At 61.2% G+C, this 21,692-nt stretch carries 15 protein-coding genes; 7 read left to right on the top strand and 8 right to left on the bottom strand.

What is annotated here, in order from left to right:
• Positions 1–177: 177 nt before the first annotated feature.
• The 7 genes from DNK06_RS13685 to DNK06_RS13655 form a co-directional block, all read right to left on the bottom strand.
• Positions 178–483 carry a DUF2149 domain-containing protein gene (locus DNK06_RS13685; protein WP_131180553.1) on the bottom strand — a complete coding sequence of 102 codons (306 nt, stop codon included), beginning with the start codon at positions 481–483 and terminating at the stop codon, positions 178–180.
• Positions 483–959 (bottom strand): MotA/TolQ/ExbB proton channel family protein, encoded by a 477-nt coding sequence (locus DNK06_RS13680; protein WP_131180552.1) that lies wholly within the window; start codon positions 957–959, stop codon positions 483–485. The genes DNK06_RS13685 and DNK06_RS13680 overlap by 1 nt, the downstream gene beginning before the upstream one ends.
• Entirely contained in the window at positions 956–4,828 is a 3,873-nt protein-coding gene (gene cobN / locus DNK06_RS13675; protein ID WP_131180551.1) for a cobaltochelatase subunit CobN, read from the bottom strand. Before cobN ends, DNK06_RS13680 begins: the two co-directional genes overlap by 4 nt.
• A 1-nt stretch (position 4,829) precedes the next feature.
• Positions 4,830–6,716 (bottom strand): TonB-dependent receptor domain-containing protein, encoded by a 1,887-nt coding sequence (locus tag DNK06_RS13670; protein WP_242674676.1) that lies wholly within the window; start codon positions 6,714–6,716, stop codon positions 4,830–4,832.
• Between the two features lie 548 nt (positions 6,717–7,264).
• Positions 7,265–7,582: a hypothetical protein gene (locus DNK06_RS13665; RefSeq protein WP_131180549.1), complete on the bottom strand. Its 318-nt coding sequence runs from the start codon at positions 7,580–7,582 to the stop codon at positions 7,265–7,267.
• A 130-nt stretch (positions 7,583–7,712) separates the two neighbouring features.
• On the bottom strand, positions 7,713–9,089 hold the full coding sequence (locus DNK06_RS13660) for a GntP family permease (protein ID WP_131180548.1): 1,377 nt from the start codon (positions 9,087–9,089) through the stop codon (positions 7,713–7,715).
• 150 nt (positions 9,090–9,239) lie between these two features.
• The gene (locus DNK06_RS13655) at positions 9,240–9,764 is read right to left on the bottom strand and encodes a gluconokinase (RefSeq protein WP_131180547.1); all 525 of its coding nucleotides are present in this window, start codon (positions 9,762–9,764) and stop codon (positions 9,240–9,242) included.
• 190 nt (positions 9,765–9,954) lie between these two features.
• Between DNK06_RS13655 and gntR the strand changes: the two genes are divergently transcribed.
• Positions 9,955–10,980: an HTH-type transcriptional regulator GntR gene (gene gntR, locus DNK06_RS13650; RefSeq protein WP_131180546.1), complete on the top strand. Its 1,026-nt coding sequence runs from the start codon at positions 9,955–9,957 to the stop codon at positions 10,978–10,980.
• 116 nt (positions 10,981–11,096) lie between these two features.
• Here gntR and DNK06_RS13645 read toward each other — a convergent pair whose 3' ends face one another.
• Positions 11,097–12,116, bottom strand: coding sequence for a zinc-dependent alcohol dehydrogenase family protein (locus DNK06_RS13645; RefSeq protein WP_131180545.1), 1,020 nt, complete (start codon positions 12,114–12,116; stop codon positions 11,097–11,099).
• A 240-nt stretch (positions 12,117–12,356) separates the two neighbouring features.
• Here DNK06_RS13645 and DNK06_RS13640 point away from each other — a divergent pair, with 240 nt between their 5' ends.
• The 6 genes from DNK06_RS13640 to DNK06_RS13615 all read left to right on the top strand — a co-directional run bounded on the left by DNK06_RS13640 (position 12,357) and on the right by DNK06_RS13615 (position 21,569).
• Positions 12,357–13,274: a LysR family transcriptional regulator gene (locus DNK06_RS13640; RefSeq protein ID WP_131180544.1), complete on the top strand. Its 918-nt coding sequence runs from the start codon at positions 12,357–12,359 to the stop codon at positions 13,272–13,274.
• 175 nt (positions 13,275–13,449) lie between these two features.
• On the top strand, positions 13,450–14,679 hold the full coding sequence (gene mexE / locus DNK06_RS13635) for a multidrug efflux RND transporter periplasmic adaptor subunit MexE (RefSeq protein ID WP_131180543.1): 1,230 nt from the start codon (positions 13,450–13,452) through the stop codon (positions 14,677–14,679).
• A 102-nt stretch (positions 14,680–14,781) separates the two neighbouring features.
• Complete coding sequence (locus tag DNK06_RS13630; RefSeq protein WP_131180542.1) at positions 14,782–17,955, top strand: efflux RND transporter permease subunit; 3,174 nt, start codon at positions 14,782–14,784, stop codon at positions 17,953–17,955.
• On the top strand, positions 17,952–19,364 hold the full coding sequence (locus DNK06_RS13625) for an efflux transporter outer membrane subunit (RefSeq protein ID WP_131180541.1): 1,413 nt from the start codon (positions 17,952–17,954) through the stop codon (positions 19,362–19,364). Before DNK06_RS13630 ends, DNK06_RS13625 begins: the two co-directional genes overlap by 4 nt.
• Before the next feature lie 392 nt (positions 19,365–19,756).
• The gene (locus tag DNK06_RS13620; protein ID WP_131180540.1) at positions 19,757–20,263 is read left to right on the top strand and encodes a disulfide bond formation protein B; all 507 of its coding nucleotides are present in this window, start codon (positions 19,757–19,759) and stop codon (positions 20,261–20,263) included.
• Between the two features lie 7 nt (positions 20,264–20,270).
• Complete coding sequence (locus DNK06_RS13615; protein WP_131180539.1) at positions 20,271–21,569, top strand: glycosyltransferase; 1,299 nt, start codon at positions 20,271–20,273, stop codon at positions 21,567–21,569.
• The last annotated feature ends 123 nt before the right edge of the window (positions 21,570–21,692 follow it).

Raw genomic sequence — 21,692 nt, 5'->3', positions numbered from 1 at the left:
GGGTCATCACACGCACTCCTATCAGTTGATGTATCAGGACGGCTTATCGTTGGGTCGTCAGGCAACATCACGGCCAGTCGAACTGCGGCTGTGGATTGCTGGCGTTAAAGTTAGGAAGCAGGCTGTAACGGTGAAGTTCAACTCATTGGAGTAACGGTACAGGGCTGGCTGGAAGTCTTATTCAGGCACGTAAATCATCCGCCCATCATTCAGGCGGTAAGTCACACCGGCCTTTGCACCCTGCCCTTCACCAATCTCTCCACTGGACTGGTACTCCTTCAGCTCCTGGCCGTCCTTGACCAGCATCCGCATGTTCGCCTCACCTGGGTTCTCGATGACGATGACCTTGTCCTGGGTGAAGGGATTGAGCGGATTCTTGACGATGATGATCAGCAAAATACCGATGATCACCAGGAACAGGTCGATGAGGTTGACCATGGAGACGATCGGATCATCGGCATCGTCGTGTTCGAGAAAGCGCATCAACGATTCTCCTGCAAACGCTCGATGGCTCGCAGTTCCTGGAGTAACCATCGACGGCGTATGGTGAGGATGAAGAAGGTGATGCTGGCCGCAACCAGGGCGAGAATCACGGCAGAAAAAGCCACCACCAGATTATCGGCAATGCCTTGAGCATCGTTCTGCGTCAGAGCGAGCAGCGTCGGCCCCATCGGAATCATGGTCGCCACCAGGCCGAGCATCGGTGCGCTGCGCGAGGTAATGCGCAACCATTCCAGGCGACCCATGATCCATAGTTCGAGGTCGTCACTACTACCGCCATGAACGCGCTGATAGCGCACAAGCGCTGGTTGGTACTGCCCCTTACGTCGCTGGAAGGCCTCGACCAGGAAAGCTCCCAAGGCCACGAAGGCATATGCCAGTGCCGCCATGATCAGCAGCAAGACGGGCACGAGGAAAAGACGGGTCAGTTCGTAGAGACTGGTTTCGAAAGTATTCATGTCGCGTCCTGTACAAATCGTTTGCTCAAAAGCTGTTGACGGCCGGCAAACCACTGCCTGGCAGCCCCCCAAAAGATGCAGGCAAGCAAGGCGCAGGCGCCCAGCCATAGGGCCCAGGGAAACGGAGGGGGCTCGGCAGGCTGCACTTCGCGCAGCACCTGGCCTTGCACGGTTTCACCTGCACCTTGTGCTGCATTGCTGGCCGCAGGATTGGCGAGACCGAAGCCACTGCCCATCTGCTGTACGAACTCGGTGGTGAGCGGCGCGCCGGCATCGGCCTCATGCTGTTCTGTCAGTTCCGTCCAGCGCTGCGCCAGTTCGCGGCGAGTCTGTTCCGGAGCATCCCAATAGCCCTTGCGTATGGCTTCAGCCATGCGCTCGATGAGCTGAGCTTGCGCAGTCGGGTTGTGTTGCTCGAACCATCGATCGAGTTGCAGATCGCGCTTGTCCATGACGTAGGTGTCGTGAAGCGCTTGCCACTGATCCGCCCGCACCGTGGAGGGATCGGCTGCCTGCCAACCAAACAGGTTGTTGGTGACGTCGAGGAGCTCCAGGGTACCGGCGTAGCCCTCCTCCTTCATGGCACTGATCCATTGCGGGTTCAGATAGCGACTGCGCAGTTCGCTGGCCAGGAACTCGGCGGCGCCGCTGGTACGCGGCCGGGTCTTGCGCAGATCGGAGATATAGAGCGCCGGGCTGGCACCATCCAGGTGCCGGACAGCCGCAGAAAGGCCGCCAAGAAACTCGAAAGGATGATCGGTGGAGAGCACTCCGTTGAGTTCGCTGGAACGCGCCATGACTGCAGCCTGCACGCCTTTGAGGTGCTCGGCGAAGAGGTTGTGGCCTTCGAGCTTCTGGCCCCATCCCGACGCGCTATATCCATACTGCAAGCGCGCGAGGAACTGCTCGGCAATAGCCGAGTCACCTTCCCACTTGGTCGAGTCCAGCGCCAACCGAGAGACGCCGGTACCGTAATCGCCAGCCTCGTTGCCGAATACCCTTACCCGCGATAGCTGCAGAGCACGCTCGGGCTCCACGCCCTCTGCGCGCAGTCGCATTGCCACGGACTGGCTATTGGCAAAAACGCTATTCCCTGGTTCATCCAGCTGGGCAAGCTGCTCGAACGTATCAGCCAGCAGGCGCATGAACCCGTCGAACTGATCGCGATAAACACTGGTTACCTGAACCACTGCATCGATACGTGGACGCCCCAACTCGCGTGCGGGAATGATTTCCAGGCCGGTTACCCGTCCCCCCGCATCCCATATAGGGCGCAAGCCGAGCGCATGCAGTACCTGGCTCTCGAGAACGCCCAGATGACGCATCGCCTCCGATGACCAGAGACTGAAGGCGAGTTTGCTCGGGTACTGGCCGCCGTGCTCACGTCGATAGCTGTCCAGCAGTTGCTCGAGGGCAACCTCGCCACTGGCATAGGCCGAGCGTGTCGGTAGCTTGTCAGCCTCGAAGGCATAGAGATTACGGCCGCTGGGTACCTGCGGGTTGCGTATGGGATCACCGCCAGGGCCTGGGGCGATGAAACCGCCCGCAAGGCCGGCGAGCAAGGCCTGCATCTCGCCAGGATTGGCCAGGTGCCGTTCCAGGTCGCGGGCGCGCTCGATCTGTTCACGCAACCTTGCGTTGTCGATCTGCGCGATCGCCGCAGGCTGACTCAGGTAACGTTCCAGGGTGCGATACGGCAGGCTGGCTTTAAGCGCCGCAAAATCCTCGGCCAGCGGTTCGTCGGTGGATACCCCGAGAGCCTGAAGATAGGGCTCCCCCAGCTGCTGCAGGACAGTGGCCAGTCGCTGCTCCAGGGTGGCCGGCAAGCCGAAGGTGTGCAGCCCCAATGGCGTGTTGGCTTCGGCCAGGTCATGGACATGCTCATGCAACGCAGCCAGAAACGCCCCGAAATCGGCACGCATGCGAGTCTCGTCCCAGCCGATGTCACGGCCCAGGTCGTTGTCCAGCGCTAAAACGCGTATCCGCTCTGCCGTTTCCTCGCGTACCGCCCCCTCATCCAGTTGCTGATACTCGTGAAGCAGCTCATGCAGGTCGCGCAATTCGTCGTAAAGACCTGCCGGGGCAAATGGCGGCGTCTGGTGGCTGACGATGACCGCCCTGCCCCGACGTCTGGCCTGCATCGCTTCACCGATATTGTCCTGAATGTAGGGATAGAAGACGGGTAAATCGCCCAGTGCCAGAAAGGGATAGTCGCTGGCAGCCAGGCCACGATCCTTGCCGGGCAGCCACTCCTGAGTACCGTGGGTACCGAAATGGATCAGCGCATTTGCCTTGAAGCCTTCTCGCAGATACTGATAAGCCGCGAGATAAACATGATCAGGCGGCACCTTGGCGTCGTGATAGGCCTCGCCCGGACGACCTGCCCGTGGCGGCTGTGGCATGAGTATCAGCTTGCCCAGGCGCATTGCAGGAATGACGAACTGCTGTTCACCATCGACCTCGCGTAATGCCCAATGTACCGAAGGCTCTCCCCAGCGCGCTCGCAACTGCTGCTGAACGGCTCGTGGCTGCTGCGCCAGCCAGGCCTGATAGGCGGAAAGCGGCAAGGTTATGGCCAGCCTTTTCTCGAGCAATCGATCCAGGGTTTGCGGATGGTAATAGCCGCCGAGAAGCTGCCTGGCAGCGTCGATCAGCTGTTGCTCCGATTGCTCGTGAACGTCGTAGCCGGCGACCGCCAGCTCGTGCAGCAGATGCTGCAGACTTCTGGGTACGTTGAGATTGGAGGCCGCGATATTGCGTTCGCCGTCCGGGTGGTTCCAGAACATCAGGGCCAGATGCTTATCTGCCGGGGAGGTATGGCGCAGGCGAGCAAGGCTGTCGACCTTGCCCAGCAGAATCTCGACCTGCTCGTCCAAAGCCAGAGGTTCACCGCCTTCAACGGCACCGATGACCAACGGATCGCTCATGCCCCAGCTCTCGGGCACGCTCAACAGCGTGGCCGCAGTGCGTGGGGAGATACCGCTGCCGGCTTGGCGCCAATGCTCGCGATCACCTTCGCGCGAGACCAGGGTCGCGATAACCGGTATCCCAAGCGCGAGGAACTCGGCTTTTCTGGCCGGCGCGTTTTGCATGTGCTGCAGGTTGACCAGCACATCGGCATGCCAGGGCTTGAGAAGCTTCTGCAAGGCTTGCGGATCACTGTCATCGAACCAGAACACCAGCGGCGCCTGACCATGACGCTCGCTGCGCAGAAGCAGATCATCGATCAGGCGCAACTGCGCATCGACTATGGCGCCACGGTGAATGGCGAACGCTACCCGAGGGGCCTTTTCAGGCCATCGTGCAGCTCCCCATTGCAGATAATCCTCCAGGCGCTCGAATACTTCCGGGGCTTGCGGATGATAGATACCAGACTTGCCCAGGAGCTCGGGCTTCGGTATGTCATCAGATGCAGTCCCCGTCTGGTAGGCCTTCAGATAAAGAAAGAAATGGCGCAAGTTACGCTCACCGCCATTGCCGTAGTAAGCAGCAAGGCGCATCGCCACGGGTGCAGGCAGATTGCCGAATGCTGGCGAACCGCCGCCAACACGTAGCCAGGGCGTACTGGTGGCCGTCAGTTCGTCACCTAACGCCTGTTGCATCTCCGCCAGGTCGCTCGGGCGTGGCGTATCGAGAAGCACCAGGCGAGCCCCCAGCAGCGAACCGCCTAGCCCCGGCAAGCGTTTGGACAGGTGTTCGGATTGCAACGATAGTCCGGCCTCCTGCCCCCACTGCTGCAAGCGATCGAGCTTGCCTTGCAGAACGAAATCAGTTGTCAGGATGCGGACATCGGCTTTCGACTCACGCGCCTCGGCTACCGCCGAGCCCGCTATCAACAGGGCCAGCAATGCATAGAAGTACTGGCGCATGTCAGAAACTCAGGTTCAAACCGATATGCAAGGTACGACCAGGCTCGGCGAAGGTGAATGCGTCTTCTGTATCGCTGAAGTCTCTATCGGTCAGGTTCTCGATGCCGCCGCGCAAGGTCAGGTTATCGGTCAGCGATTGGCTCATTTCCAGATGCCAGAGGCTATAGGCAGGCATGGAGTAGGTGCTGCTCCCCGAGTAACTCAACTGACTACCGACATATTCGCCGCGGATCTGGGCGTTGAAGCCACTGTTGGGCTTCCACTGCAATGTGGTGTTGCCCAGGTGTCGGGAACGATCACCCAATCGACGCCCGGCGCTACGATCAATGGCATCGAGGTAGGTGTAGTTGAGATCCCAGCGCAGGTTCTGCGGCAGATCCACCCCGCCGCCCAACTCGAGCCCTCGGATACGTGCCTTGTCGACGTTTTCGTAATTGCGAACTTCCAGCCGGCGTATGCCACAGGAGGAGACGCAACGGGTCTGGATCAGACCGTGCACGTTGTTCTGGAACACCCCGGCGTTGGCCGACCAGCCCAGCCCCTGATAGTCGGCACTGAATTCGTAGGTGGTGTTGATCTCCGGGGCCAGATCCGGATTGCCGTAAATGGTGAACTGTCCGCCGCCGCCGACAGCCGAATAGCCGGGTGACAGCTGCTTCAGCGTCGGTGCCTTGAAACCACGTCCGACGCCTCCCTTCAGAGTCAGGGCGTCATTGACATGGTGCACCAGGTAAGCACGCGGACTCTTCTGCCAACCATATTGCTCGTGGTTGTCGAAGCGGCTACCGAGTACCAGCGACCAAGCGGGGCTGAAAGTGAGCTCATCCTGCAGGAACAGCGCACGGTGGATGGTCTGTGCATCACCGACAAGGAATCCGCCGTCCTCCAATTGCTCCTTGCGCCATTCGGCACCGGCAGTAAGCAAATGAGTATCTGCCAAGGGCACACTGAAACTGCCATCGACGATATCGTCGGTCAGGCGCTGATGGGGTGAGCTCGGGACAACACCGTTGGTGTAGCGGTTGGTGCGCTCCAGTTCGCTACGGTAAGCACGCAGCGAACTGCTCCCCCAGCTCCAGTCACCACTATGGGCAATCGCATAGTGCTCACGTTCGATGCGGTCGCTAGACTCGTAATCGATTGGGCTTGCGCCTGCGCTGCGGGTATTACGCCAACGATCCTCAAGCCCATTGCCATAGGTGAAATCGATACGCTGGGCCTGGTCGGGCGTCCAACTGAGAGTAGCGCTGGCATTGTGCGCATCACGTCCTTCAAGTTCCGACTGCGTGGCATCCAGGTGCAGTGGCGTTTCCTGACGGCGTCGGCTTTCTCCAGTCAGCGACAAACCCAGCACACCTGGCACCAGAGGCCCACCCACATAGGCACCCACCTGGTGGCTTTGCCCACCACGATCATCCTCTCGCAAACCGCCGCTCAGCAACGCACTGCCTTTCCACTCATCGGTGGCCTTGCGCGTGATGACGTTGATCACACCACCCAGTGCTTCCGACCCATAGAGTGATGACATCGGGCCACGTACGACCTCAATTCGTTCGATGGACTCGACCGGAACCCAGCCCAAATCGAAATCCGAGTGAGCGATGGCACCTGCCGCGGTATTGATGCGCTGACCATTCAGCAAAACCAGCGTGTGGCCACTGTCCATGCCGCGGATGCTGATACCTCTTCGGGTCATCCCCACACCGGTGAACTGCAAGCCCGGTGTGCCACGCAAGGCATCCTCCAGATCCTGCACGGGGCGCTCACTCAACGCTTCACGGGTGATGACCGAGATGCTTGCCGGAGCATCCTTGAGCTGTCGCTCGGTGGAGGTTGCGGTAACGACAAGCTCATCCAGATCGATAGGTGTCGTTGCCGCAGTTGCCATGAACGGCAAAGCAGAAACCAGCGACAAAAGCTGCAGGCGCGGTGAGGTGTAAGACATGGCGCTATCCCCTTCTGAACTGCGTACGCCACTGCCGGCGGCGTACATCAAACAAGCAATTGATCCCTATCTCCGTCAGATTGGAATCGTTATATCATTTCTTTTTAGATCACATTCTGTGCCGCGCGATGTGTGGCATCGCGCCTCTCTAGTGGAGGCTATCGATGATGGCAACTCAAGAATGTTACTTTATATCGTAACCATTCGTGCGTTATTTTACGCTGATGACGCGCTGACGTGTCCGTGCCACGTTTTTGAGGTCAACTTGGTTTGGTTCGCTCAGGCCGGGCGGGAAATGCGGCCGCACTGATGATCAAGGCCAATAGACCCATGCCCGAAGCAGATACTGCCCTTGCCCACCTCGAACGGTATCCACGACCTCGAAATACTGGCCGCACGCGCAGAATTTCCGATGTCCAGCCGGCGTTTGAAGTCGCTTGTGCTTATGTTTTTTTCTATTTTGAGGGTTTCTGAGATTTCTTCGGATCCGCTCACTCGCGACCATGATCGAACCAGGCATTCGCTTTGGCGATCACTGCTTTGCGGGCGCTGTCCGGCTCGCTGAATGGGCCTGATATGATGAACTGCTTGAGCGGCTTTCCGGTGTCGTCCTGGAATGTAGCGATGACCGCTTGAGCGATACCGCCCAATTCGTTTGCCCAGATGAATTCGAGTTGAACGCTGCGTGAGCCGGTTTGGCTGGTGTGAGTGAATACCGGCGCTTTGCTGGTTAAAGTAGGCATGGGGAGCGCTCCGCGATAAATGGCGCCTGATGGCTTCCTGCCACGCAGGGTTAATGGCCGTTTCATACGGCCTCTTGTTCCTTTCGTTACTGTAGGTGATTGAGCGGATACGTCTAGCTTGCATGTTTTCAAACATGAGCGAGGCATTCGCAGCGACCGTTGCGGTTCGCTGCGAATGCCTGATTTGCACCAGCCTCTAGAGGATGAGGCTACCGATTACGGCCAGCAGGAAGGCAATGCCGCCCAGCAGGGTTTCCATCACCGTCCAGGTTTTCAGGGTGGTTTTCTCGTCCATTTCCAGGAAGCGGCTGACCAGCCAGAACCCCGAGTCGTTGACGTGAGACAACACCGTCGCACCGCCGGCAATGGCAACGACGATGAAGCACAGGTCGAACTCGCTCAGTCCTGGTGTGGCAGCAACCATGGGTGCCACCAGTGCCGCTGTGGTGGTCAGCGCCACTGTCGCCGAGCCCTGGGCCACGCGCAGCGCTGCGGAGATCACGAAGGCCGCGAGGATGACCGGCATACCGGTATCCGAGAGGGTCTCCGCCAGGGCATCACCGATACCGCTGGTACGCAGGACACCACCGAACATGCCCCCGGCCCCTGTCACCAGGATGATCGAGCAGATCGGCCCGAGCGCACCTTCACAGACTTTTTCGAGGTGCTTGCGGCTGTGCCAGCCACTGAAGGCGATCAGAGCGAAGAGCACCGTTATCAGCAGTGCCACTGGCGTCTTGCCGATCATCCGCAGGAATTGCACCCAATTACTGCTGCCATCGACCACGCCCATCACGCTGAGGGTATTGAGCCCGGTGTCCAGGAAGATCAGCACGAGCGGCATCAGCAGAATGGTCAGTACCAGCGAGAACCGCGGCGGCGCCACGCTGGTGTCACGCTCGACATCGGTCAGGAAACTGGCCGGCAGCTTGAGATTGAAGCGCTTGCCAGCCCACAAACCGAACAGATAAGCACCGAAGTACCAGGTCGGCAACGCGATCACGGTACCGACGATGACCAGCAAGCCGATGTTCGCGCCCAGCAAATCTGCAGCGGCGACCGGCCCGGGATGCGGCGGTACCAAGGCATGCATCGCCGCAAAGGCACCTGCGGCCGGCAACGCGTATGTCAGGGTAGAACCACCGAAGCGCTTGGCCACACTGAAGATGATCGGCAGCATCACGATCAACCCGGCATCGAAGAAGATCGGGAAGCCGAACAACAATGAAGCGACACCCAGGGCGAACGGCGCCCGCTGTTCGCCGAACTTGTTGATCAGCGTGTCCGCCAGTACCTGAGCGCCGCCGGTTATTTCCAGCAGTCGGCCGATCATGGCGCCAAGCCCGACCAGCAGGGCTACGGCCGCCAGCGTGGTGCCGAATCCGCCGAGTAACGTCGGGACGACGTTGTCGTAGGGGATTTGCGTGACCAGTGCGGTGATGATGCTCACCAGCACTAGCGCCAGAAAGGCATGCAGACGGAAGCGGATGATCATCAACAGCAGCAGAAGGACGGCGCCAGCCGCTATGGATAGAAGCGCTCCGGCGCCGAGAGTGGTGGTCACCTCATTCATGATGAGCGCCCTCCTCTACTACAGCTGCGGCCATTCGGCAATGCCGAACACGATCATCTTTCAGGGATGGGTAACGGTGAGCTTGATTGACGGTTTTCATGTCGTCTCCACTTGTCTTTGTTATGGGAGAAGCGTGGTTGTGTTGCGTTATCAGCGGGTGTTGCCGGCAGAGCGCCACCAATCGGCGGCCTTCTGACCAAGGGTGTCGATGGGTAGAGTGGCATCGAGAGTCAGCGTAGCGGGCTCACCGCTCGGTGATTCCAGTGTGGCGAACTGACTGTCGATAAGGCTGGCGGGCATGAAATGACCTGGACGGTCGCCCACGCGCCTTGCTGCTTCTTCGCGGGACAGTTCGAGAAAGACGAAGCCCAGGCCGGGGACGGCCTCGCGCAACCGATCACGGTATTTGCGCTTGAGCGCAGAGCAGGCCAGCAGTGGCCGATCATGGGTTTCGAGTGCGCTGGCCAGTTCCTGGCCCAGGCGAGTCAGCCAGTCAGCACGATCCTCATCGGTAAGAGGAACGCCGGTGCTCATCTTCTCGATGTTGGCGGGTGGGTGAAACTGGTCACCCTCGATCAGGTAACCGCCGATATGTTCGACGATCGACTCTCCGACGCAGCTTTTGCCACAGCCGGATACGCCCATGACGACCAACGCGGTTATTGGGTTATCCATATCGCAACTCCAGCGGAAGACAGCGCTATCTTTGAAGATCGTAGACATCTGCAAGACGGCGGCTTCGAATGTTGTAAATGTTATTCGCCAGGGACTAGCTCCCGAGGCCAGATGTGCAATACGCAACATTGCCAAGCCTTCGAGACAGCGCTACCTTAACCATCAATTATGATCGATGACAACCCTTGCGATGAAATCTCCGACGCATAGCAACTCCCGTACCCTGGGCATGCCCACGCTGGCAGAAGTCGCCGAACGTGCGGGTGTTTCCACCATCACTGCATCGCGGGCATTGCGTGGCGTGGCCACGGTGGGCGCCGATCTTGCTGAGCGCGTGCGCATGGCTGCCGACGAGCTGGGCTATGTGGTGAACCCTGCCGCACGCACCCTGGCGTCGGCACGCAGCACGTCGGTGGTGGTGCTGATCCCTTCTCTGTCCAATCAGCTGTTCATCGAGCCGCTGGAGGCGATTCACGAGGTGATGCGCCCGCGCGGTATCGAGGTGCTGATTGGCGATTACCACTATTGCCGCGATGAGGAGGAACGGCTGGTTCGCAACTACCTGCCGTATCGGCCGATGGGCATGCTGCTGACCGGCTTCGATCGCACCGAGGGCACGCGGCATTTACTGAGTGCCAGCCGTATTCCCTGTGTGCACATGATGGAGTTGAGTAGCGCGCCTGGTATCGCCAGCGTCGGTTTTTCGCAACAGGCTGCGGGTGAAACCGTGGCGCAGCACCTGCTGCAGCAGGGCCGAAAGCGGCTCGCCTACATCGCCGCGCAGCTGGATCCGCGGGTGATGCAGCGTGGTGAGGGGTTCCGGCGTACTCTGCAGGCCGCCGGCGTGTATGACCCGGCGCTGGAACTGCTGCATCCCCTGCCCTCATCCATCGCCCTGGGCGGCCAGTTGTTTCGCGAACTCATGCAGCAGCACCCGGATGTAGACGGCATTTTCTTCTGCAACGACGACCTTGCGCAGGGCGCCTTGTTCGAGGCGCAGCGTTGTGGAGTCGCGGTTCCTGGCCGAGTGGCGCTGGTCGGTTTCAATGACCTGCCGGCTTCCGCGCACACAGTGCCGAGGCTGTCGTCCATCCATACGCCGCGCACCGAAGTTGGCCGTGAGGCGGCCAACCTGCTGCTGAAGATACTCGATGGACGCGCAGCGGCACCGCATATCGATCTCGGTTTCGAATTACGAGTGCGCGAAAGCAGTTAGCTCGTTCCAGTCATCAAAGCTTAATCGGCTTCCCGTATCTTTCGTCATGACACAGGGAAGTGTCGCCCCAAGAAAAAGCCCGGTCAGATGCCGGGCTTCTTTCGCTGCATGCTGGATCACTCCAGTGTCAGTGCGACACGTCCGCGATCCGGGCAGGCTTCCTCCATATAACGGTGCGCTTCGACGAATTCATCGAAGCTGAAGACCTTGTCGATGCGCGGCCTGAGTAAACGGTCAGCGGTGAGCTGGTTGATATGATTAAGCGCCCGTTGCACGGCTGCGCAGTCCTGTTCGATCCCCAGTTCCGAATGCCCGGTAAAATCCAGCACGCAGTGACGGAAGAACTGCAGGTGTTTCTTGAATGCGGCGCAGGCCGGAAACGCGGTATCGTTGCCGCCGTTGATGCCATACAGAATCAGCTTGCCGCGGGTTGCCGCGACATCACCGAGCAGCTTGAGCTGTTGGCCAGCGCAGTGGTCGAGAATCACCTCGGCGCCCTTGCCTTCGGTATAGCGTTCGACCTCCAGCACCAGATCCTGCTCTTCGGTGAAGATGATCTTGTCGGCGCCCAGTTCGCGCAGGAAATCACGGCTGTCCGGAACGCTCGTCGAGGCGATCACGTTGGCGCCCAGCGCCTTGGCCAACTGCACCGACTGAGGCGCCAGGCAGTGGCAGGCCTCGGTGATCAACACGTGCTGGCCCGGCTTGAGTTTGGCCAAGTCGACCATGGCGAAGTAGGCAAACAGCAGCGCCGTGTAGTGCACACTGGCTTCCACCGGGCTGAGCACGTCAGGGTAACGGGTCAGGGCAAAGCGCGGCACGACCACACGGTCGCCCCAGGTCGGATAGCGATTGGGAGTGCTGGCCGGGAATGCAGCAACCGGCGTGCCGATCTCGAGGTCGGTAACGCCCTCGCCCACGGCTTCGACGATGCCGGCCAGTTCTGCGCCGACACCTGAGGGTAACTTGGCTTCTTCCGACGCCAGATTCTGACGCCACAGCACATCGCCCCAGCTAACCCCAAGGGCCTGGACGCGTACCAGTACCTCCCCCGCGGCGGGGGTCGGTGTCGGCAATTCTTCGCACTGCAATACGCTGGCGTCGCCGAACTTGTGGAAACGGATCATGCGGGACATCATCACCTCAACTGATCGCGGATTGGATATTCACTGTCATCGACTTTATCTGCAGACCTTCATGCATACCACCCGCCCCGATTGATAGTCGTCATGCCTGGTAGTGATATAGGCAGCTAGAACGTGTGGATATATCGATGATACCGGTGTCTTTCCCAATCTGCTCAAGTGCTCGTACTATTGGCGCACAAGGCTCTCACTAGCGTCCCGCTCTGGCAAGCCCGCACATTTGGTACCCGGATGAACCGCAACGACCTGCGCCGTCTCGATCTCAACCTGCTGATCGTGTTCGAAACGCTCATGCACGAACGCAGCGTAACCCGCGCGGCAGAAAAACTGTTTCTCGGCCAACCGGCGATCAGCGCGGCTCTCTCACGACTGCGCAGCCTGTTCGACGATCCCCTGTTCGTGCGCACCGGTCGCAGCATGGAGCCAACCGCCCGCGCCCAGGAAATCTTCGCTCTGCTTTCGCCGGCGCTCGATTCGATCTCGACGGCGGTCAGCCGCGCGTCGGAGTTCGACCCAGCCACCAGCACGGCGGTTTTCCGCGTTGGTCTGTCCGATGACGTCGAGTTCGCCCTGCTCCCCGCCCTGCTGCGCCGCCTGCGTTCCGAAGCGCCCAACGTGGTGCTGGTGGTGCGCCGGGCCAACTATTTGCTGATGCCCAACCTGCTGGCCTCCGGCGAGATTTCCGTTGGCGTCAGTTACACCGAGGAGCTACCGGCCAATGCCAAGCGCAAGACCCTGCGCCGCAGCAAGCCGAAGCTGCTGCGGGCCGATGCCGTGCCGGGCACCCTGAGTCTTGATGAATACTGCGCTCGCCCCCATGCCATGGTGTCGTTCGCGGGAGATCTCAATGGCTTTATCGACGAGCAACTGGTGCGTTTCAACCGTACGCGCAAGGTGGTGCTCGCCGTCCCGCAGTTCAATGGTTTGGGCACCTTGCTGGCTGGCACGGATCTGATTGCCGTGGTGCCCGACTACACTGCAGCGACTCTCACTGCGGCAGGTGGTCTGCGGGCCGAGGATCTGCCGTTCGAAAGCAATAGCTTCGAGATGTCCATGGCCTGGCGCGGCGCCCAGGACAACGATCCGGCCGAACGCTGGCTGCGCTCGCGCATCCAGATGTTCTTCGGCGATCCCGACAGCCTCGAATAGTCGAGCGTGCATCGGTAATTGCGCTATGCAAAATAAATAGATAGCTTGCTATTTATATTCCAAATCGTAATATCATCATTCACAGTGATATCTATCTTCGGGGCGTTCGATTCGTTCCTGGATGTTGCTGCGACCAGACTCCGCCTCTATCACTACATCTTGGCGGATCGCAATCATGGAACACCCCAACACCAAGCTCTGGCATTTCCCCCTGGCACTGGCCGCGACACTGGTGCTCGCCGCCTGCGGCAAGAGTGAGGACGTGGCTCAGCAGATGCCCGCAGCGAAAGTCAGCGTGGCCGAAGTCATCGAACAGCCACTCAACGAATGGGACGAATTCACTGGCCGCCTCGAGGCCCCTGAATCCGTACAGATCCGCCCGCGGGTCTCCGGCTTCATCGACAAGGTGAGCTTCGCTGAAGGCACCCTGGTGAAGAAAGGCGATCTGCTGTTCCAGATCGACCCACGCCCCTTCCAGGCTGAGGTCAAACGCCTCGAAGCTCAACTGCAGCAAGCCCGCTCCAATCAGGTTCGGGCAAGCAGCGAAGCTCGGCGCGGCGAGCGTCTGCGCCAGGGCAATGCGATCTCTGCCGAGTTGGCAGATGCCCGCAGCAGCTCGGCCCAGGAAGCTCAGGCGGCGGTCGCCGGGATTCAGGCGGAACTGGACAACGCCCGACTCAACCTCAGTTTCACCCGTGTGACGGCGCCCATCGACGGTCGCGTCAGCCGCGCCGAAGTCACTGCCGGCAACCTGGTAACCGCCAGCCAGTCGCTGCTGACCTCGGTTGTGTCCACCGACAAGGTCTACGCCTACTTCGACGCCGACGAACGTGCCTTCCTCAAGTACACCGAACTGGCTCGCCAGTCCGGCCAGGACAGCCGCGGCAAGAGCCCGGTGTACCTGGGGCTGTCCAACGAAGACGGCAACCCGCACCTGGGTCAACTGGACTTTCTCGATAACCAGGTCAACCCGCGTACCGGCACCATCCGTGGTCGCGCCGTGTTCGACAACGCCGACGGACGCTTCACTCCGGGCCTGTATGCCCGCCTGAAACTGGTCGGCAGCGATACCTACGACGCAACCCTGATCCAGGATGTCGCTGTCGGTACCGATCTCGGCAAGAAGTTCGTGCTGGTACTCGGTGCGGATAACAGCGTGGTGTATCGCTCCGTTGAACTGGGGCCGAAGCTGGAAGGTTTGCGCATCGTTCGCAGCGGCCTGAGCAAGGGCGAGCGTATCGTGGTCAACGGCCTGCAGCGGGCGATGCCAGGCAGTACGGTGGATCCGCAAGCGGTACCGATGGCTGACGAGAAAACCCTCGCAGCCCTGGAGCAGCAACGCCGTGCCGTCGCACTGACGAGGCCGGTGCGTGACGAGGAACCGTTGAAGGTCAGCCTCAAGTAATACCGGGCCTGGCCCTCCCCTTATACCGATCCCGAGAACCTGCTCGCGCAATTCATGGCGTGGGCAGGCTGGACTGTGCGTGTTAAACAAAGGAACACCCCGATGAACTTCTCCCAGTTCTTCATTCAGCGGCCGATCTTCGCCGCGGTGCTATCGCTGATCATCCTGATCGGCGGTGCCATTTCGCTGTTCCAGCTACCGATCAGCGAATACCCGGAAGTGGTGCCGCCCACCGTGGTGGTCAGGGCCGACTTCCCCGGCGCCAACCCCAAGGTCATCGGCGAAACCGTGGCCTCGCCACTGGAACAGGCCATCGTCGGCGTCGAGGGCATGCTCTACATGTCCTCCCAGGCGACCAACGACGGGCGCATGACCCTGACCATCACCTTCGCTCTGGGTACCAACCTGGATACCGCCCAGGTGCAGGTGCAGAATCGCGTGACCCGTACCATGCCGACCCTGCCCACCGAAGTGCAGCGTCTCGGTGTGACGGTGGACAAGGCGTCCTCGGACATGACCATGGTGGTGCACCTGACGTCACCGAACGACGCCTACGACATGCTGTACCTGTCGAACTACGCGGCGTTGAACATCAAGGACGAGCTGTCACGCCTCGATGGTGTCGGCGACGTGCAACTGTTCGGCCTGGGTGACTATTCCATGCGGGTGTGGCTGGATCCGGACAAGGTCGCTTCGCGCGGGCTGACCGCGACCGATGTGGTCAATGCCATCCGCGAGCAGAACCGCCAGGTTGCCGCCGGTTCCCTGGGCGCGCCGCCCGCTGCCAGCGACAACAGTTTCCAGCTGTCGATCAACACCCAGGGCCGCCTGGTCAGTGAGGACGAGTTCGAGAACATCGTCATCCGTGCCGGCGAGAATGGCGAGATCACCCGCCTCAAGGACATCGCCCGCATCGAGCTGGGCTCCAATCAGTACGCCCTGCGTTCGTTGCTGAATAACAAACCGGCCGTGGCCATGCCGATCTTCCAGCGCCCGGGCTCCAATGCCATCGCCATTTCCGACGCGGTGCGCGAGCGCATGGCCGAGCTGAAGCAGAGCTTCCCCCAGGGCGTGGACTACGAGATCGTCTATGACCCGACCATCTTCGTGCGCGGCTCCATCGAGGCGGTGGTGCATACCCTGCTCGAAGCCATCGTACTGGTGGTGCTGGTGGTAATCCTGTTCCTGCAGACCTGGCGCGCCTCGATCATTCCGCTGGCCGCGGTACCGGTGTCGTTGATCGGCACCTTCGCGGTGATGCACATGTTCGGTTTCTCGCTCAACGCCCTGTCGCTGTTCGGCCTGGTACTGGCCATCGGCATCGTGGTGGACGACGCCATCGTGGTGGTGGAGAACGTCGAGCGCAATATCGGCCTGGGCAAGACGCCGGTAGAGGCCACCAAGCAGGCGATGAAGGAAGTGACCGGGCCCATCGTCGCCACGGCGCTGGTATTGTGTGCGGTGTTCATCCCCACCGCCTTCATTTCCGGGCTTACCGGGCAGTTCTACCAGCAGTTCGCGCTGACCATCGCCATCTCCACGGTGATCTCGGCCTTCAACTCCCTGACCCTGTCGCCGGCCCTGGCTGCCGTGCTGCTCAAAGGTCACCACGAGCCCAAGGATCGCTTCTCGCGCTTGCTGGAACGTCTGTTCGGCCGCTGGCTGTTCAACCCCTTCAACCGGGTCTTCGATCGGGCCAGCAACCGCTACGTGGGCACCGTGCGCCGCATACTGCGCGGCAGCGGCATCGCCCTGGTGGTGTACGCCGGTCTGATGGGGCTGACCTATCTGGGCTTCTCCAGCACGCCGAGCGGTTTCGTGCCGCCTCAGGACAAACAGTACCTGGTGGCCTTCGCCCAGTTGCCCGATGCGGCCAGCCTGGATCGCACCGAAGCGGTGATCAAGCGCATGTCGGATATCGCCGCCAAGCATCCGGGCGTGGAGAACACCGTGTCCTTCCCGGGTCTGTCGATCAACGGTTTCACCAACAGCCCCAACAGCGGCATCGTCTTCACGCCGCTCAAGCCCTTCGACCAGCGCAGCGATCCGGCACTCAGCGCCAACGCCATCGCGGCGGATCTGAATGCCCAGTTCGCTGATATCCAGGAGGCCTACATCGCCATCTTCCCGCCACCGCCAGTGATGGGGCTGGGCACCATCGGCGGCTTCCGTGTGCAGATCCAGGATCGCGCCGACCTGGGTTACGAGGAGCTATACAAGCAGACGCAGAACATCATCGCCAAGAGCCAGCAGGTGCCGGAACTGGCTGGGCTGTTCACCAGTTATCAGGTCAACGTGCCACAGGTAGAAGCCAATATCGACCGTGAGAAGGCCAAGACCCACGGCGTGGCCATCGATGAAATCTTCGACACCATGCAGGTCTACCTCGGCTCGCTGTACGCCAACGACTTCAACCGCTTTGGCCGTACCTATCAGGTCAACGTGCAGGCTGATCAGCAGTTCCGCCTGGAAGCCGAACAGATCGGCCAACTGAAGGTGCGCAACAACCGTGGCGAGATGATCCCGTTGTCGACTTTCGTCAAGGTCAGTGACAGCGCAGGCCCTGATCGGGTGATGCATTACAACGGCTTCATCACGGCCGAGATCAACGGTGCGGCGGCGCCCGGCTACAGCACCGGCCAGGCCGAAGCGGCCATGGCCAAACTGCTGAAGGAAGAACTGCCCAACGGCATGAGCTTCGAGTGGACCGAGCTGACCTATCAGCAGATCCTCGCCGGTAACACCGCGCTGTTCGTGTTCCCGCTCTGCGTACTGCTGGCCTTCCTGGTGCTGGCTGCCCAGTACGAAAGCTGGAGTCTGCCGCTGGCGGTGATTCTGATCGTACCGATGACGCTGCTGTCGGCCATCGCCGGGGTGATCCTGGTCGGTAGCGACAACAACATCTTCACCCAGATCGGCCTGATCGTACTGGTTGGCCTGGCCTGCAAGAACGCCATCCTGCTGGTGGAGTTCGCCAAGGACAAACAGGAAGAAGGCATGGATCGCGTCGCCGCGGTGCTGGAAGCCTGCCGTCTGCGTCTGCGGCCGATCCTGATGACCAGCTTCGCCTTCATCATGGGCGTGGTGCCGCTGGTGTTGTCGAGCGGTGCTGGCGCGGAAATGCGCCATGCCATGGGCGTCGCGGTGTTCAGCGGCATGCTCGGGGTGACCTTCTTCGGTCTGCTGCTGACACCGGTGTTCTATGTACTGATCCGGGCTTTCGTGGAAAAACGCGAGGCGCGCAAAGTGGCGCGTCTGCAGGAGGCGCAGGCATGAAACCCCTGAACAACATAATACCCCGTAGCCTGCTGCTCAGTGCCCTGACACTCGCGTTGAGCGCCTGCGCGGTCGGCCCTGACTACCGGGCGCCGGATAGCGCCGCTGTGATCTCGGCACAAAGCGCCGGGGCCGGCTACGACACCAGCCGCTTCGAAACCCAGTGGTGGCAGCAATTCGAGGATCCGACGCTGAGCCAACTGGTACAGCAGTCGCTACAGGACAACCGCGAATTGCGGGTGGCCTATGCCCGCCTGCGCGCCGCCCGAGCGATCCGTGACGATGTCGCCAACGACCGCCTGCCCACCGTGACCAGCCGGGCCAGCAGCGAGATCGGCAAGGGGCAGCAACCAGGCAGAACCGAGCAACGGGTCAACGCCGAGCGTTATGACCTGGGGCTGGACATGGCCTGGGAGCTCGATCTGTTCGGACGCATTCAGCGGCAGCTGGAAGCCAGCGAAGCGCAGATCGATGTCGCCCAGGCCGACTATCAGCAACTGCAGGTCAGCCTGATCGCCGAACTGGTGGATGCCTACGGCACACTACGCGGCGCGCAGTTGCGTGAGCGTATCGCCCGTGACGACCTGGACAACCAGCGCTCGTCGCGGGACATCATCGAGCAGCGTCGTGAAGTCGGCATGGGCAGCGAACTGGACGTGCTGCGTTCAGACGCTCGTCTGGCTGCCACCGAAGCCACCGTGCCGCGTCTGCAGGCCGAGCAGGTGCGTGCCCGCAATCGCATCGCCACCCTGCTCGGCCAGCGCCCGGATCAGCTCAGCGTGGATCTGTCGTCAAGCCCCTTGCCCGCCATCGCCAAGGCATTGCCTATCGGTGACCCGGGTGAGTTGCTGCGTCGTCGTCCGGACATTCGTGCTGCCGAGCGCGAGCTGGCTGCAGCCACCGCACAGGTTGGCGTGGCCACGGCGGATCTGTTTCCACGGGTCAGCCTGTCCGGTTTCCTCGGTTTCACCGCTGGCCGCGGCTCGCAGCTGGGCTCATCGGCGGCCAGGGCCTGGGGCGTTGCACCGACCATCAGTTGGGCGGCGTTCGACCTGGGCAGCGTTCGAGCACGTTTGCGCGGCGCCGAAGCGGATGCCGATGGTGCCCTGGCAGGCTACGAGCAGCAGGTTCTGCTGGCACTGGAAGAGTCCGAAAACGCCTTTAGTGATTACGGCAAACGCCAGGAACGTCTGATCTCTCTGGTGCGCCAGTCGGAAGCCAGCCGCGCGGCAGCGGCCCAGGCCGGATTGCAGTATCGCGAAGGCACGGCCGATTTCCTGGTACTGCTCGACGCCGAGCGCGAGCGCCTGGCCGCCGAGGACAGCCAGGCGCAGGCCGAGGTCGAGCTGTACCAGGGCATCGTCGCCATCTACAAGGCGCTGGGCGGAGGTTGGCAGCCAGCGTCCTGAATCGTTTTTCCCTCCCCGGCCGGCATAGCTGGCCCTTGACGCCCCACGGTTCGCCCGTGGGGCTTTTTTATATTCTGGCAAAAGGGTTACGCGCTTCAGGACTTGTAGTTGCAATGAGCCATGAAACTCGACATTCCGCTCACAAGATCGGCGGCAAGCCGGCTCCTACAGAGGATCAGATTGCGTAAGAGCCGGCTTGCCGGCGCGATGTGAATGCCGCAGTGCATCCACCAACGCTAATTGCCAGCAAGGCCAGGTGCCCCTATGGCTCCTACTCGCAAGATGCATCGTTCAATCCGCCGCGTTTCATCGGATTCCTCGATTGCCGTGCACGCCAGCTTCCGGTACAAACGGCAGCTTGTCGCTACAGCACCGTATTTCTGGAGAACTCCATGTCCCGCTCTGCCACGCCCGCCCCGCTGCTGCTCGTGATCGCACTGGCCAGCGCCGCCATGCTCGCTGGCGCGCTGGTCGCGCAACACATCTTTGCCTGGGAACCCTGCACACTGTGCGTGCAGATTCGCCTGTGGCTGGCCCTGACCATCGTTCTGGCCCTGCTGCTCAGCGCCGCCTCGGCCGCCCGGCAAACCTGGCTGGCGGTGCTACTCTGGCCGCTGCTGCTCGCCGCCAGTGGTATGGCGCTGATCGACAACGCCCACGTCACCCTGATCGAACTGGGCGTCATGGAAAGCTTCAGTTGCTCGCCCTTCCCCTTCTACTACCAGAGCCTGCCTCTGCACGAGTACTGGCCGGAGGTGTTCATGAGCGGCGGCATCTGCGGGCAGAACGACTACAAGATTCTCGGCCTGCCCTTCACCGTCTGGACACTGGCGAGCATCGCCGCGCTGTTCGCCCTGGTGCTGCTCGCCCTGTGGCGCAGCATTCGCGGCAAGCGCTGAGTCCGTCATGCGCAAGGTATTGGTCATCGGCTACGTCTGGCCGGAGCCGCGCTCGTCCGCTGCGGGCAGCCGCATGCTCGAACTGCTGGGCGTTTTTCGCGGCCAGGGCTGGCAGGTCACCTTCGCCAGCGCTGCGGCATTGTCCTCGCACCGCGCTGACTTGGGCGAGCTGCAGATCGAGGAAGTCGCCGTCGCCCTGAACTGCGACAGTTTCGATGGCTTCGTCGCGCAGTTGCAGCCGGATCTGGTGCTGTTCGACCGTTTCTTCACCGAGGAACAGTTCGCCTGGCGTGTCGAGCGCGCCTGGCCTGCTGCCCTGCGGGTACTCGATACCAGCGATCTGCACTGCCTGCGCGATGCCCGCCACGCTTTGCTCAAGGCCAACCAGCAGGCTTGCTCCGGGGAGGCCGAGCGGCAACGGGTCGGCCCGCTGCACGCCACGGCGATTCAGCTATACGAGGCCATGGCGAATAGCGACATGGCGCAACGCGAGGTCGCATCGATCTACCGCTGCGACCTGACATTGATGATCTCCGAATTCGAAATGGAGCTACTGCGGGAGCAATTCGGCGTACCCGCAGCGCTGCTGCACGACTGTGCACTGATGCTGATTCCGCCTGCGGTCGAGGATCTGCCCTTCTCCGAACGGCAGCATTTCCTCAGCATCGGCAACTTTCGCCATGCGCCGAACTGGGATGCCGTGCTGTGGCTCAAGCACGCCCTGTGGCCGCTGATCCGAACGCGCCTGCCTCAGGCCCAACTGCACGTCTACGGCGCCTATCCGCCACCCAAGGCCACGGCGCTGCACAATCCCAAACAGGGCTTCCATGTGCTCGGCTGGGTCGATGATGCTCACCGGGTAATGGCCCAGGCCAGGGTCTGCCTCGCGCCGCTGCGCTTCGGTGCCGGAATCAAGGGCAAACTGGCCGACGCCATGGCCTGTGGCACGCCGAGTGTGACCACGCCGATCGGCAGTGAGGGTATGCACGGCGAGTTGCCATGGCCCGGCGGCATCGCTGATGACGCAGATGCTTTCGCCGATGCCGCAGTGCAGCTCTATCAGGATCAAGCGCGCTGGCTAGAGGCGCAGCAGCATGGCCATGCCCTGCTCGACAGCCGCTTCGATCGTCAACGGCTCGGTGAAGAGTTGGTGGCCCGCCTGAACGCGCTGTTCATTACGCGCGAGCAGCACCGTCAGACCAACTTCGTGGGCGCCATGCTGCGTCACCACCAGCACAAGAGTACCCAGTACATGTCGCAGTGGATCGCGGCCAAGAATGCGGCTATCGGCAAAGTAAAGGTTTGAGGGCAATCTGCCAGCTTTCCTGCTGCTCCCCGGACGGACGTCACAAATAGGACGTCATGTTTGCAGTAGACTCCGCGAACAACCGTAACCGGTTCTCGCACGGACGCTTCTGCCAACCAGCGT

Source organism: Phytopseudomonas daroniae, from assembly GCF_004327285.1.
GTDB lineage: Bacteria > Pseudomonadota > Gammaproteobacteria > Pseudomonadales > Pseudomonadaceae > Aquipseudomonas > Aquipseudomonas daroniae.
The sequence above is the reverse complement of the archived record's forward strand: the minus strand, read 5'-3'. Positions and strand labels throughout refer to the sequence as shown.

Bases quoted from the DNA above. Each gene is read 5' to 3' on its own strand.
- DNK06_RS13665 (WP_131180549.1), bottom strand. From the start codon at position 7,582: ATGAAACGGCCATTAACCCTGCGTGGCAGGAAGCCATCAGGCGCCATT.
- DNK06_RS13680 (WP_131180552.1), bottom strand. From the start codon at position 959: ATGAATACTTTCGAAACCAGTCTCTACGAACTGACCCGTCTTTTCCTC.
- DNK06_RS13615 (WP_131180539.1), top strand. From the start codon at position 20,271: ATGCGCAAGGTATTGGTCATCGGCTACGTCTGGCCGGAGCCGCGCTCG.
- DNK06_RS13660 (WP_131180548.1), bottom strand. From the start codon at position 9,089: ATGAATGAGGTGACCACCACTCTCGGCGCCGGAGCGCTTCTATCCATA.
- gntR (WP_131180546.1), top strand. From the start codon at position 9,955: ATGAAATCTCCGACGCATAGCAACTCCCGTACCCTGGGCATGCCCACG.
- DNK06_RS13645 (WP_131180545.1), bottom strand. From the start codon at position 12,116: ATGTCCCGCATGATCCGTTTCCACAAGTTCGGCGACGCCAGCGTATTG.
- DNK06_RS13640 (WP_131180544.1), top strand. From the start codon at position 12,357: ATGAACCGCAACGACCTGCGCCGTCTCGATCTCAACCTGCTGATCGTG.
- mexE (WP_131180543.1), top strand. From the start codon at position 13,450: ATGGAACACCCCAACACCAAGCTCTGGCATTTCCCCCTGGCACTGGCC.
- DNK06_RS13670 (WP_242674676.1), bottom strand. From the start codon at position 6,716: ATGGCAACTGCGGCAACGACACCTATCGATCTGGATGAGCTTGTCGTT.
- DNK06_RS13630 (WP_131180542.1), top strand. From the start codon at position 14,782: ATGAACTTCTCCCAGTTCTTCATTCAGCGGCCGATCTTCGCCGCGGTG.
- DNK06_RS13625 (WP_131180541.1), top strand. From the start codon at position 17,952: ATGAAACCCCTGAACAACATAATACCCCGTAGCCTGCTGCTCAGTGCC.
- DNK06_RS13655 (WP_131180547.1), bottom strand. From the start codon at position 9,764: ATGGATAACCCAATAACCGCGTTGGTCGTCATGGGCGTATCCGGCTGT.
- cobN (WP_131180551.1), bottom strand. From the start codon at position 4,828: ATGCGCCAGTACTTCTATGCATTGCTGGCCCTGTTGATAGCGGGCTCG.
- DNK06_RS13685 (WP_131180553.1), bottom strand. From the start codon at position 483: ATGCGCTTTCTCGAACACGACGATGCCGATGATCCGATCGTCTCCATG.
- DNK06_RS13620 (WP_131180540.1), top strand. From the start codon at position 19,757: ATGTCCCGCTCTGCCACGCCCGCCCCGCTGCTGCTCGTGATCGCACTG.